The organism is Ferroglobus sp., assembly GCF_015521575.1.
GTDB lineage: Archaea > Halobacteriota > Archaeoglobi > Archaeoglobales > Archaeoglobaceae > Ferroglobus.
In genome coordinates this window covers 1-11,613 of record NZ_WANY01000066.1, presented here as the reverse complement: position 1 = coordinate 11,613, position 11,613 = coordinate 1, and the positions used below count along the sequence as shown (strand labels likewise).

Annotated in this window: 13 protein-coding genes and 1 pseudogene; 3 read left to right on the top strand and 11 right to left on the bottom strand. The window is 42.8% G+C overall.

Translation table 11 applies throughout. The features are described 5' to 3' along the window. The 3 genes and pseudogenes from F7C14_RS02695 to F7C14_RS02685 all read right to left on the bottom strand — a co-directional run. Window positions 1-588, bottom strand: a pseudogene (locus tag F7C14_RS02695) (hypothetical protein); the annotation flags it as partial. 64 nt (window positions 589-652) lie between these two features. Then, window positions 653-883, bottom strand: coding sequence for a hypothetical protein (locus F7C14_RS02690; protein WP_290899707.1), 231 nt, complete (start codon window positions 881-883; stop codon window positions 653-655). After that, the gene (locus F7C14_RS02685; RefSeq protein WP_290899705.1) at window positions 859-1,332 is read right to left on the bottom strand and encodes a ParA family protein; all 474 of its coding nucleotides are present in this window, start codon (window positions 1,330-1,332) and stop codon (window positions 859-861) included. Before F7C14_RS02685 ends, F7C14_RS02690 begins: the two co-directional genes overlap by 25 nt. A gap of 442 nt (window positions 1,333-1,774) precedes the next feature. Here F7C14_RS02685 and F7C14_RS02680 point away from each other — a divergent pair, with 442 nt between their 5' ends. Further along, window positions 1,775-2,044, top strand: coding sequence for a hypothetical protein (locus F7C14_RS02680; protein ID WP_290899703.1), 270 nt, complete (start codon window positions 1,775-1,777; stop codon window positions 2,042-2,044). A 416-nt stretch (window positions 2,045-2,460) separates the two neighbouring features. Here the strand turns inward: F7C14_RS02680 and F7C14_RS02675 are convergent, their stop codons facing one another. Beyond that, on the bottom strand, window positions 2,461-3,132 hold the full coding sequence (locus tag F7C14_RS02675; protein WP_290899701.1) for a HisA/HisF family protein: 672 nt from the start codon (window positions 3,130-3,132) through the stop codon (window positions 2,461-2,463). Window positions 3,133-3,183: 51 nt separating this feature from the next. Between F7C14_RS02675 and F7C14_RS02670 the strand changes: the two genes are divergently transcribed. Further along, window positions 3,184-3,888 (top strand): (5-formylfuran-3-yl)methyl phosphate synthase, encoded by a 705-nt coding sequence (locus F7C14_RS02670; RefSeq protein WP_290899698.1) that lies wholly within the window; start codon window positions 3,184-3,186, stop codon window positions 3,886-3,888. Here the strand turns inward: F7C14_RS02670 and F7C14_RS02665 are convergent. The 4 genes from F7C14_RS02665 to F7C14_RS02650 all read right to left on the bottom strand — a co-directional run bounded on the left by F7C14_RS02665 (window position 3,869) and on the right by F7C14_RS02650 (window position 8,327). After that, complete coding sequence (locus F7C14_RS02665; RefSeq protein ID WP_290899695.1) at window positions 3,869-5,053, bottom strand: potassium channel family protein; 1,185 nt, start codon at window positions 5,051-5,053, stop codon at window positions 3,869-3,871. The genes F7C14_RS02670 and F7C14_RS02665 overlap by 20 nt on opposite strands. 27 nt (window positions 5,054-5,080) lie before the next feature. Beyond that, window positions 5,081-5,668, bottom strand: coding sequence for an imidazole glycerol phosphate synthase subunit HisH (gene hisH / locus F7C14_RS02660; RefSeq protein ID WP_290899693.1), 588 nt, complete (start codon window positions 5,666-5,668; stop codon window positions 5,081-5,083). Between the two features lie 68 nt (window positions 5,669-5,736). Continuing rightward, the gene (locus tag F7C14_RS02655; RefSeq protein WP_290899691.1) at window positions 5,737-6,768 is read right to left on the bottom strand and encodes an ABC transporter permease; all 1,032 of its coding nucleotides are present in this window, start codon (window positions 6,766-6,768) and stop codon (window positions 5,737-5,739) included. Continuing rightward, complete coding sequence (locus F7C14_RS02650) at window positions 6,765-8,327, bottom strand: hypothetical protein (RefSeq protein WP_290899689.1); 1,563 nt, start codon at window positions 8,325-8,327, stop codon at window positions 6,765-6,767. The genes F7C14_RS02655 and F7C14_RS02650 overlap by 4 nt, the downstream gene beginning before the upstream one ends. 47 nt (window positions 8,328-8,374) lie before the next feature. Here F7C14_RS02650 and F7C14_RS02645 point away from each other — a divergent pair, with 47 nt between their 5' ends. Then, on the top strand, window positions 8,375-9,196 hold the full coding sequence (locus F7C14_RS02645) for an ABC transporter ATP-binding protein (protein WP_290899686.1): 822 nt from the start codon (window positions 8,375-8,377) through the stop codon (window positions 9,194-9,196). Here F7C14_RS02645 and F7C14_RS02640 read toward each other — a convergent pair. Genes F7C14_RS02640 through F7C14_RS02630 form a run of 3 tightly spaced genes read right to left on the bottom strand, consistent with a single transcriptional unit; the run spans window position 9,193 to window position 11,450 of the window. Further along, complete coding sequence (locus F7C14_RS02640; protein ID WP_290899685.1) at window positions 9,193-10,365, bottom strand: NAD(P)/FAD-dependent oxidoreductase; 1,173 nt, start codon at window positions 10,363-10,365, stop codon at window positions 9,193-9,195. The two genes, F7C14_RS02645 and F7C14_RS02640, sit on opposite strands and share 4 nt — an antisense overlap. Further along, entirely contained in the window at window positions 10,362-10,541 is a 180-nt protein-coding gene (locus F7C14_RS02635) for a 4Fe-4S binding protein (RefSeq protein WP_290899683.1), read from the bottom strand. Before F7C14_RS02635 ends, F7C14_RS02640 begins: the two co-directional genes overlap by 4 nt. Window positions 10,542-10,571: 30 nt before the next feature. Beyond that, window positions 10,572-11,450 carry a bile acid:sodium symporter gene (locus F7C14_RS02630; protein ID WP_290899681.1) on the bottom strand — a complete coding sequence of 293 codons (879 nt, stop codon included), beginning with the start codon at window positions 11,448-11,450 and terminating at the stop codon, window positions 10,572-10,574. Between the last annotated feature and the right edge of the window lie 163 nt (window positions 11,451-11,613).

The following is an 11,613-nucleotide window of genomic DNA, read 5'->3' as shown; positions in this document are numbered from 1 at the left end:
CCTTACGATGACCTTCAGCTCTTCCGGAATCTGATCTCCATCGAAAAAGAACACGTAGGCAATGCCTGCCTCTCTGCCCTTAAATGCAGACACAACCACCCTAACCTTCCCGGGCTTTCTCAGCTCCATCACCTCTCCAATCTTTCCGGGCATCGAGAGAGATATCACCGAGGATAAATCTGATTCGAAGGAGAAGGTCAGGCTCCTCTCGTCACCCTTCGCATAAGCCTGCATTTCGCCAAAATGCCTTAAAATCCCTTCCACTCCTCCCAGAACATTGGATAATGGCACAACTATCACTCCTCTGGAGTAGGAAGGTTCATAAAAGGATGCGACACCTTCATTCACCCTATACACCCATCCCTCCGGCAGATAGAACCTGATGCCATGAACCCTGTCCACGATTTCCTGATAGCCCTCAGGCTTTGGTACTGGCTTCTCAGCTTCAGGCTTCGACGGCGATTTTGATGATTCTGGAATCTTTCCTTCGTCTATTTTTCCTTTTGCACTACCTCCACCCATATCAGGCTGGGAGCAACCCGTCAATATGCAGAAGAGTAGCAGAGCCAACACCAGCCTGATCCGCATACCCCCAATTCAACCCAAAATTTTTTAAACGTTTCTGAGTTTAACAGTTGAACACAATAACAAATTACAGCTTCAAAATGAACTCCGCCAGCTCACCAATGGATTTGGTGAGTGGATCGTCCCTGAACTTCTCAACAAAAAATGGAATATCCATACTCGCTTCACAGCTGCAGTGAATTCTGACAGCAATCCTTAGAGGTATGTCAATTTCCCTTCCATCATCCCTGTTTATTATTCCGTAAACCGGTTTTAACAGGTTTCCTATAATCTTCAGAACTCTCCTTGTCCCATCCACGTCATCCTATCAGGTCTTAAAACCAGAAACACAACATCGCTCAGAATCAGCGAATTTACGCTGAAATAACTCAAATCCGGGTGCGTATCAAGAATAACGTAATTAAAATCCTCTATCTTCTGCTTTAGAATCATGAGCCTTTCTAGTGTTCTCATCTCCATCCTGTCGTCTTTTCTGAGCTCTCTTCTGATGTCTTCCACATCTGGCGATGCCAGGATGGCATGGAGATTTTCTGAAACCCTTACAATGCAATCCTCCAGATCCCTGTTCCGATAGAGAAGGTCATTAAGATAAAATTCCGAGCTAAAAAAGGAGTACAAGCTTAGAGTCACCAGATCTAAGTCTACAATGCAGACCTTATTCTTCTCTGAGAGTAGATACGCAAGGTTCAGGGCGATGAATGTCTTTCCAGTTCCTCCTTTGAAGGAGTGTAGGCTCAAAACTTTCATCTAACACCTCCCCAGCTTAGACGCTCTTTTCGTATACTCCTCCACAGATAGCATAGGCCCCTTTACAACCCCAATAGATACGGCGGCGAAGAGTAGCAGAATTAAAGCTACAGACTCAAAATCGGAAGGATTCAAACCGTATTAGAGAATAATTTTATAGCCAATCAGAATGGAAGTGATTATTGCAAAAACTCTAATGGCATAGTACCTCCCTTTTGCACAATATAAGCTGAGACCCACCCATATAACCATGGAGAATACATCTAAAAATCCGTAGGATGACTGAATTAAGTAAGCTGAAAGTAGCATATTTCTGTTGAATAAAACGTAAGAGAACGCCAACAAAACCAAACCCGAAATTGATATAACTTTTCTTCCGAATTTATCGTACAAATACCCTACCAAGAGAATTACGATAATATAAAAGAGGACGTGGATACTTATGCCTGATTCCCTGAATGCTGGTTCCATAACAGCATACATAAAGCCTCCAAGAACAAGCAAATTTGTTTCTTTGTTCGAGGAAATAAGCAATGAATCAATTAGAATTTACTACCACATAATTAAGAAAGTCGTAAAACATCCTGAAAGGAAGAAAAGAAGATTAATAGCAATAGACGAAACCAAACTAAAGCTGGAAAACAAACACATCTTCGTTTGGAATGCGATAGATGTGGATACGAAAGAGCACTCAGCTATATGGGCATTCTGAAGGTAGAAGTCCCTTCCACGCTTACGCTTTCCTTAAGGAGATGCTGAAATTATTGTGAAAATAAGCCGGAGGCTGTTGTTGATAGAGGATTCTGGTATAAATTGGGCTCTGAAGAGAATGGGATTGAAGTATAAGCATGAAACGTTCGGTGAGCAAAATACAGTAGAAGGATACCTCTCTCTGCTTGAGGAAAGAATAAAGAAGTTCCAGAATAGATTTCCGTTTGGTATGTCCTTTAATTCCGTACAGAGCTGATTGGAGAGCTTTATGGCCTTCTATAATTATTGGGGGGTGTTAATTTTGCCAGCAACATTTCCTATTCTGGGACTTTGTCAAAAAGAAAAAATCCCTCCAAGCAGCTGAAGGAGCGTAAACACTTCTCATTCGGAAGTCTCCGTTAATTCTTTTAGGAGTAGTCACAGTTCTCCTCTCTCAACGACTTTCGGGTCGATCTTCCCTTGATGGAAAGCCGTGCCAATTATAACGCCGTAAACGCCCATTTCCTTAACTCTATCCAGATCTTCTGGCTTTAAACCCCCTCCGGTAATTACTCTGTGACTCAAGATGTCAAGAGCTTTTTCCAGAAGTGAAAAGTCGAAGGAATACGTTCCGACGGAGTGAATAGGAAGAACTATCACAGCTTTCAGCTTTAGGCTGTTCAAATATTCGAGAAGGTCTTCAACACTTCCAAAGCTTTTGGATGCATCAAGCAACCTCTCCTTAACGTCAACGCTTACTATGCAAGATTCAAAACCCTCAAGCTTCCTCACATCGAAAGTTTCCGTAGCGAAAATCGGAGTAAAGCTGTGATTCAAAGCCTCCTCGACGCTTTTAAAACCTCCGTCGACGATAAGCTCCACGCTCCTTCCAATCTCATCTATAACCGCCAGATTGCTTCCTTTTCCTTCGATTCTATCCAAATCGGCGACGTAAGCTCTCTTAACTTTCAGCTCTTTGAAAAACTCTCTTAAATTGCTACTTTTTACAACCTTACTTACCTTTTCGATCGGTACGTACTCCTCCCTTTTTCCGCTTTTACCCCATACAACTAAGCTGTCCATCACATCCACAGCCAAGTACACTTTCATGCATCGAAATATTTGGTAACAAATAAATACCCTTTTTCCGAGCTTTTTGTGATGAAAGTCCTCGTGTCACCAATGAGTTTGGAAGAAGCCATCGAATGCATAAAGGGTGGAGCAGATATAATAGATGTAAAAAATCCAGCTGAAGGTTCTCTTGGTGCGAATTTTCCCCACGTGATAAAGGAGGTTTCGGAGCTCGTAAAAAAGAACGGGAAGGAAGTCAGCGCGACGATAGGAGACATGGAATTCAAGCCGGGAACGGCAAGCTTAGCAGCTTTAGGAGCCGCTTTTTCTGGTGCTGACTACGTTAAAGTTGGTCTTTACGGAGTGAGAAGCGAGAGGGAAGTTTACGAGATGATGAAAGAGGTTGTTAGAGCTGTCAAAGATTTCGACGAAGGCAAGAAAGTTGTTGCAGCAGCCTACGGGGATTACACGAGAATAAGATCGGTTTCGCCTTTCGATATTCCCGAAGCGTCCTACAAAGCTGGAGCAGACGGAATAATGGTGGACACAGCTATAAAAGATGGAAAGGATATTTTCAGCTTTATGAAGTTCGAAGAACTCGAAAGGTTTATCGAGGAGGCTCACAAAAGGGGAATGTTCTGCGCCATAGCCGGCTCGTTAAAGTGGGAGCATATCGAGATTCTGAAGAAACTAAATCCGGACATAATCGGTGTAAGAACGATGGTTTGCGAGAGCGGAAGAAATTCGTCGATAAAAGCCGAACTTGTCGAAAAACTTACGCAAGCTCTAAGATAGAACAAAGCTCCCTCAGCTTTTGTTCTCCTTCTCTTGTGCCTTTAGCTATCAATATATCTCCTGAGAAGATTCGAGTTGAGGCAGTAGGTCGGGTGATCCATCTATTACCCCTTTTTATAGCAACCACGTGCATTCCGGTTTTGGTTTCTACCCTCGTCTCTCCAAGAGTTTTTCCAGCCAGCTCGGAGTTTTCTTTAACCTCAAGCATTGCTATCACCTCATCAGACTCCTCCATAGCTGTTTTGAAAATCGGATGAATCTCCTGCTTTTTGAGAACTATCTGAGCTATTCCCTTCGCAGCGTCAGCTATAAGCTCAGAGGAATAAGCTATCTCAAGGAGCGCTATCAACGTCTTCATATCCTCACTCTTTCTCATGTGTCTCCCGCTTTCGACAACCCACCTTTGAAGCTCGTACTTCAGCTCATCTATCTGATTCTCAAGGAAGGCGACTTCGTGAGCGACCTCTTCGTTGTAGTATATGACCGACGAGTAGCCAAGATCCACCGAAAGCTCCGATAGATTTTTCATGTCTATGAGAATGCTAACGGCAATTTTCAAGTCTTCGAGCTCAATTTCCGGCTTTCTGAACTCGCCAATCTCCCTGCACTCTACAATCTTGAAAAATTCCGGAACTCCGCTTATGTCCCCCCTCGCAAAAAGAACATCTCCTTTGTAAACTTTCGTGTCCCTTTTCGGATCAAATATCCACTCGAATCCTCTCTTTATCGCTATAACCCTCATCCCGGTTCTCGTGTGAAGTCTAACCTCTCCAAGGGTTTTTCCGTTAAGCTCGGAATCCTCCGAAACCGTAGCTCTGACTATAGTTTCCTCCGAGTGTAGGAGTATCTGATCAACAACTTCTTCGGAAAGTTTGAAACCCTTAAGGACGAGCGTGGCTATGTCCCCAGCCGCTTCACTGATTTTGTGGGCTGAGTGAGCAATTTGGAGGATAGAAGAAACCATTTCAGCATCCTGAATTCTCCTTGCAGAGAGAATGGAAGCTATTCTCAACTGATTCAAAAGCTCGTTAACTTCTTCTTCAAGTTCAAGAACCTCCTCCGCTATATCCTCATTATCGAAGAGAACTGCGGAATATGCAAGATCCACCATCAGCTCCGTCGTATCTCTTATTTCCACAATCAGATCTTTGACCGTACGAGGCATTTACTTATTGCTTTTCCGAGAAAATATTTAAGGATTTTGTTTACAGATTTCTACGAAGTTCTCTATCAGCTTCAAACCGACCTTCCCACTCTTTTCCGGATGAAACTGGACTCCTATGAAGTTGTTTTTGGCGACAGCCGAAGGAAACTCTATTCCGTAGTCTGTCGTGGCTATAACTCCTTCTTCAGCTCTGAAGTAGTAGGAGTGAACGAAGTAGAAGTAGCGATCTTTTATTCCCTCGAATATCTCGTGATCGCTATTCCTCACGATATTCCATCCCATGTGGGGAATTTTGCCAACGCTTTCAGGAAACTTCACAACTCTGCCTCTGATTATCTTCAGTCCTTCATTTATTCCCCCCTCTTCGCTAACTTCGGCGAAAAGCTGCATTCCCAAGCATATTCCGAGAACGGGGATTTTTGCGTTCACAATTACGTATTTTAGATCGGCTAAATTTTTTATTGCCGCCGGAAAAGCTCCAACCCCCGGAAGAATTATTCCGTCCGCTGCACTTATTTCTTCGGCATTTCTCGTCACAACAGCTCTGTCAAATTTTTCCACGGCTTTCTTTATACTCTTGAGATTCCCAACTCCGTAGTTAACTATGGCAATCACGGGGGATAATTTCCTAAAAAGTTAAAAAACATTATTCTCGGGGATACATTAGGCAGTAAAATTTTTCGTTAGATGTTGTCATTTCCGACTCTACTCTCACCGAATTTCAACGCTATTGTCAAGAGAACTAAAGCCAGAGCAAGATACGTCGCCACTTCCCATATCTCGAAAACGCTTCCAACGGAAATCCTCGTTATCACTCCGGCGAAGGAGTGCTTGCTCGCAAAAGAAATTGCAATAACGCCAGCAGCAATCAGGGAAAAGAAGAGCTGGCTTCTCTCCCTATCTTTAAAAATCAGTGATGTGAGTAAAGCGAAAGAGATGAAAATAAGATAGACAGAGAATGCCACGAGCGAAAACAGTGGTATGTTTGCTATCTCTATTCCGTTCAGATGTAGAAGAAGAAGCCATACGGCACTCAAAATCGTGGAAACGAGAAAAGCTGAAAAAATTTTGTAGAGGAGAATTTTCCTCTTGCTCATTGGTGCTACCATGAGGATCTCAAAGCTTCTGCTCTCGAATTCTTCAGTTGTGGAGTCTATGAGCAATCCAGAGGCTACTATTGCTGTTGTTATGACAAGAAGGGGTATCAAAGCCACGTAAATGAATTTAAACGCTACCGAGTAGTTTTTGTAGTAGTCCACCTTTTTTTCTGAAAAAACCCTTAGCTTCACGACTTCAATTCCGTTCATCTCTCTCAGCTTAAGTTCGTAAAGCTCAAGTTTCTCTTTTATGTAACTTGCGGCGATGAAAGTCGCTATCTCGTCTTTTGGCAAGTAGACAGTGACGAAGTTGTGGGAAGATGCGTTCTCCTTGGGGAGATAAACTATCGCATCTATATTTCCCAGTTTGAAATCTCGTAAAGCATCTTCAAGATCGGCGTAGTTTTTCCCCTTGATTACGGATTTCAAAATCGGACAGTCTCCAACAACGCCGATTTTTGCCTTGGAAAATTGAACGTATTGGGGAGAAGAGAGGAAAATCAGACCGTAGGTTACGAGGGAGGCAAAGGAAGCTGTAAATATTAGAAAGAAGATCAGGCTAACTATTGTTTTCTCCCTCACGAGCAGCCTGAGATCTTTCATTATCAGCTCCTTCATAGCGTCACCACCGCATTGTATGCGAAGTGAAAAGCGAAGGCTACGAAGAGAGCTACTTTAAATCCAAGCTTGCGGGTGAAGTAGAAGGAAAGAGAGGAGAGCAAATGAGCAAAGAGCGGTAAAAGCAGGAAAGATCCAAGAAGAAGCTCCCCATACTTCGAAAGTACGCTCCATAACAGTAAGAATTTTTCGAAAGAGAAGAACGAGATTGGAAGGATTATTGCAGTTGTTAACTTTGGATTGGACTCTATTGCGCTGCACTTTAAAATCTCCTCGAAAAGAGCGAAGAAAGCTAAGAGGAAAAGAATCGGATAGAGGAAAGTGGTTGCTATGAACAGCAAGAAGAACTCGATTATCAACGCAGCTGAAACAAGGGAAATTCCTGCGAATGCCACACCAATCGGGTTTCTTGTAAGTCCTTTGAGGGAATTTATGAACTTCTTACCAATGCTTGAGTAGGAGTAAGTTATTTCAGGAGACAAGGCGTTCGAACTCAGAATGAAGAGAAAAGCTGTGAGGATCAAAATTGGCAGCATGGAAAATAGGGTGTCGACCAAACTTACGCTTTCTTCGAAACTCTTCAAAAAGTACGTGATTGGGGAAATTTCGCTTAAAGGCAATCCTGTGAAAATCGCCGGAAGGAATAGGTAGGAAGTGACGAAGAGGTTGGAGGTTAGAAGAAGAAAAGTGGCTTCTCTGTAACTCCTTGAGGAGAGGGAAAGAAAAGTCTGCAAAACGAACATGAAAACTATGACTGGAAATACGAAAAGAACTGCGTTAACTCTAAAAATGGCTGAAAGGAGGAGTAAGATAAAGAGCGAAAAAATCAAGTAAGGCAGGAGGATTTCGATGAGAATTCTGTGCTTGCTTTTCGGCAAAGTTAGAAGGATTTCTATCCTCCTATTTCTTATGTCTTCAAGAAGTGAGGATGTGTAAGCCTGCATAACGAAGTAAGCTGGAATTACGAAAATGAAACCTGTGACGATTTTGTCAATGAGGGATGGGGGCTTAAAGTTCTCCGGAGTGACAAAACCACTCTCCTTTTTCGTTATCACCCCAATTTCCGGCAGAATTTTCTTCTCTTCTTCCTTACTAATTTCCTCTATCTTCGGTGGAGGTGTCTCTATAACCCGCTCGATCCGCTCCTCTCGTTCTTTTTCTGTAGCTGGAGCTTTTCTTTCTAACGTTAGCGTGAGCTCCCTTTCGATATAAATCGGATAAACAAAAACAGGAAAAGCCCTAACTCCGTACTTTTCTTCGAGCATTTTCGTGTACTTCTCATCCAAATAATTCACGTAGTCATCCAAAGCTGCGATCGATTTCTCTTCTCCGGTGATGTAAACGTCGTAACCTACAATCTCAATGTCCGGATTTTCTCCTTCAACGAAAAGTGGACTTTCAACCTTTTCCGAAGATTTGTAAGTGTAGATGGCGTGAGAAGACTGAATGCCAAGATGGAAAGATGCGTAAAAGGAGATCATAGCGAAAATTATCGCAAAATAAATTGGCTTAGCGGAACCTTTTCTTCTGAGCTTCTTCAGCTCGAAGCTGGAAAGCATAGCTTATGCACGCAACGTTTTTATTAATTAGTTTTCCTCGATAGGTTGTGGAAGTTGTCGTTGAAAATCTTAGAAAAGTTTACGGTAGTGTAGTTGCCGTGGACAACTTGAGTTTTGAGGTTTCGAAGGGTGAAATTCTCGGAATTATAGGTGAGAACGGAGCAGGAAAAACCACAACACTCAAAATTTTGGCTGGGCTAATCGAGAAAACCTCTGGAGAGATTTACTACTTTGGAAAAAAACTGGAAGAGTGGGGAGTTGAGATAAAGAAGAAGATAGGGTTTTTGCCCGAGTTCGACGCTCTCTACGAAAACTTGTATCCCAAGGAGTACCTCAACCTTTTCGCTTCAATATACGGAGTAGGTAAAGAAAGAGTTGATTTCCTCCTTGATTTGTTTGAGCTTCCGAAAAACAGGATGATAGGAACCTTTTCCAAAGGAATGAAGCGAAAGTTGTCGATTTGCAGAACTTTAATTCACGATCCAGAGATACTAATCTACGACGAACCTATCTCAGGCTTAGACCCTTCAACTTCCCTCTCCGTTTCCGAAATGATCAGAAACATGAAAAATAAAGCTATAATTTTCTCCGCCCACAATCTGTACTACGTTGAAGCAACTTGCAGCAAAATTCTGATAATGAAAAGGGGAAAATCGATTTACTACGGAGATATTGGAGAGCTAAGGGATTTGATGAAGAGCTACAAGCTCAGATATTCCATGAACGGGGAAACTTTTGAAGAGACTTTCGAGAGTGTCGAGGATCTGAATAGGGAGATAAAGAAGATCATCGAAAGCGGGGGAAAAATAGAGGATATCGAAACCCTCGTTCCGAGGCTTGAAGAGATATACTTCAAGCTGACGAGTTAGAAAATCAGATCTTTCACATCCCAGAACAGCTTCGGATACTTTTTGAATACTTCGAGAACAAGCCTTTTCACGCTGAACTCCTCTATTTTCATCCCTTCAAGGCTTTTAGCAATCTTGTTGAAAGTTTCGTCGTCCATTTTCAGCAGCTTTTCTTGAATTTTCTTGTTTCTCTCAAGCTTTTTTCCAAAATCGTTTTTCCACCTCTCATCGTATTTTTTCAAAAATTTAGCCGAATAGTCCTCCTCAACCACCGCTTCGTATGCCGTAATTCCAGCGTAGTAGCCGGACTTCATAGCGTTAATTATTCCTCCTCCGGTAATTGGATCCGCAAATCTTGCTGCATCTCCAACGAGCATGACGTTGTCAGCTACAGCGCTTTTCAAACCTCCGTTAATAGGCACTCCTCCAACGACGACTTCAACTATTTCTCCCTCCGGGAACTTCTTCCTCACGAACTCGTCAAGGTATTCCTTAGCCTTCTTTTCCGCAATGCTCGGCATGACACCAATTCCTACGTTTGCCGCATCTTCTCCCTTCGGGAATAGCCAGATGTAGCCACCGGGAGCGAACTTCTTTCCCACCCAGAAGTACGTGACGTCGCTTTCGAATTCTATGTTCGTCATCAAGTACTGAACGCAGCTTTCGATTTCGCTGAGCTTTAAAGTTGTGTCAATTCCGCTCCACTTCCCGACTTTGCTCTCTATTCCGTCGGCTCCTATGACGATCTTTGTCGTTACCTCCTCTTCCCTTCCTAAACTCCTGATCTTCAACCTGACGATTCCGTTCTCCCTCTTCAAACCTACGGCTGATGTTTTCACTCTAACCTCGGCTCCAGCTTTTGATGCAAGTCTCGCCAGATGTCGGTCGAATATTTTTCTCTCAAGAACGTATCCCACTTCATTTCCGGCTTTCTCAGCCGAAAGCTCGATTTTTGTTTCATCAGGAGAAAATATCCAAGCTTTTTCAATTTCCGCAGCAATCCACCTTTTGTCCGGTTTCACGAATTTTTCGAGATCTTCCTTACTGACTCCCTCGGCACATCTAACCGGAACACCTATCTCCTGCCTTTTTTCTATGAGCAAGACGTCTAAACCTTTTTCAGCGGCTGTTTTTGCCGCTATACTGCCACCGGGCCCAGCTCCAACCACAACGACATCGTAATCCGTCATTCCACCACCTCTAAGGCACCCATCGGGCAAGTCTTTACGCAAGCCATGCATAAGGTGCACTTCTCCGGATAAATTTCAAGGTAAGTTTCCACAAGCTCGTTCGCATCAAATTTGCAGACAGAAACGCAAGCTCCACAGTAAGCGCATTTATACCTGTTGACGATGATTCGTTTCATGCTGGATGAAATGCATGGGACTAAATAACTTTATCTCTTCTTCGAGTAAAGCAGCAAAGTCATGATTTGAACGAACTGATGGATCATAACGTAGACTGCTAAATGATACTTGCCAGCGAGCGTTAGTACGGCTATAACAGTCGAGTTATTTTTTCCGGCGGTTAGAAATACGTAGGACAGATGATCTTCCCTCTTCATCCCAATTATCTTGGAGATCGTCTCAGCCAAGAGAAGTGTTGAGAGTAGGAAAGTTATCGAGATCGGTAGGACCGAAAAAACCTCAGCAAGATTAATTTCATGAGATTTCGTGAAAAATATCGTGAAAACAAGTCCATTTAGACTGATTTCAGTCAAATCCCTCCTTATCTTTTCGCTTGGCAGGTAAATTTTGCTCACGACCTTTCCGACAGTAATAGGAAGGAGAACCACTGCAAATATGCTCACGGCTATCTGACTTATCGGAATTTCGTAATTGGCTGCACCAGCTACGATAGTTAGGAGAAGAGGATATAGAGCGGCGCCTACTACAAAATTTATGCCCATTATTGCCGTAGAAACTTCCAAATTTCCCCCGGAAAGGAGAACATACGCTGCGTTCATACTCGGACAGGGAAATAAAATTGCGGCTGCTACGCTGAAAGCGATCTCACTTTCAAAAGATTTGACGAGGGTGAAAGCGAAAAGAGGACTCCAGATAAAATTTAGGAAGAGGGAAGATAAAAGAGGCTGTAACCTCAGCTCTCGAATTCTCCCGAACCTAAATCCTATCATAGCCGGGAAAATTGTAAAGAAAACGAGAACCGTTATTACTTCAGAGAGTAGTTTCTGATTTTCAACGGGAAATTCCGTAAGTCTTCCTATAAAAACTCCAAGAGCCGCTGAAAGGAATGCGAAGTAAATTTTGCTCACTCGTGATAGATTGGTAGATTTACTTATAGTGTTTACCTTTGAGCGACTTTTGTGTTGTCTTCCGGTGACATTTAAATGGCTTTGAACGAAATCGACTTAGACCCGTAAACTTTACCTTTCCAGAATATTATTCAATCATTTTGATGAAGCTCAAGGAAATAAT

Bases quoted from the DNA above. Each gene is read 5' to 3' on its own strand.
- F7C14_RS02650 (WP_290899689.1), bottom strand. From the start codon at position 8,327: ATGCTTTCCAGCTTCGAGCTGAAGAAGCTCAGAAGAAAAGGTTCCGCT.
- F7C14_RS02685 (WP_290899705.1), bottom strand. From the start codon at position 1,332: ATGAAAGTTTTGAGCCTACACTCCTTCAAAGGAGGAACTGGAAAGACA.
- F7C14_RS02680 (WP_290899703.1), top strand. From the start codon at position 1,775: ATGCCTGATTCCCTGAATGCTGGTTCCATAACAGCATACATAAAGCCT.
- F7C14_RS02675 (WP_290899701.1), bottom strand. From the start codon at position 3,132: ATGAAAGTGTACTTGGCTGTGGATGTGATGGACAGCTTAGTTGTATGG.
- F7C14_RS02655 (WP_290899691.1), bottom strand. From the start codon at position 6,768: ATGAAGGAGCTGATAATGAAAGATCTCAGGCTGCTCGTGAGGGAGAAA.
- F7C14_RS02635 (WP_290899683.1), bottom strand. From the start codon at position 10,541: ATGAAACGAATCATCGTCAACAGGTATAAATGCGCTTACTGTGGAGCT.
- F7C14_RS02670 (WP_290899698.1), top strand. From the start codon at position 3,184: ATGAAAGTCCTCGTGTCACCAATGAGTTTGGAAGAAGCCATCGAATGC.
- F7C14_RS02640 (WP_290899685.1), bottom strand. From the start codon at position 10,365: ATGACGGATTACGATGTCGTTGTGGTTGGAGCTGGGCCCGGTGGCAGT.
- F7C14_RS02665 (WP_290899695.1), bottom strand. From the start codon at position 5,053: ATGCCTCGTACGGTCAAAGATCTGATTGTGGAAATAAGAGATACGACG.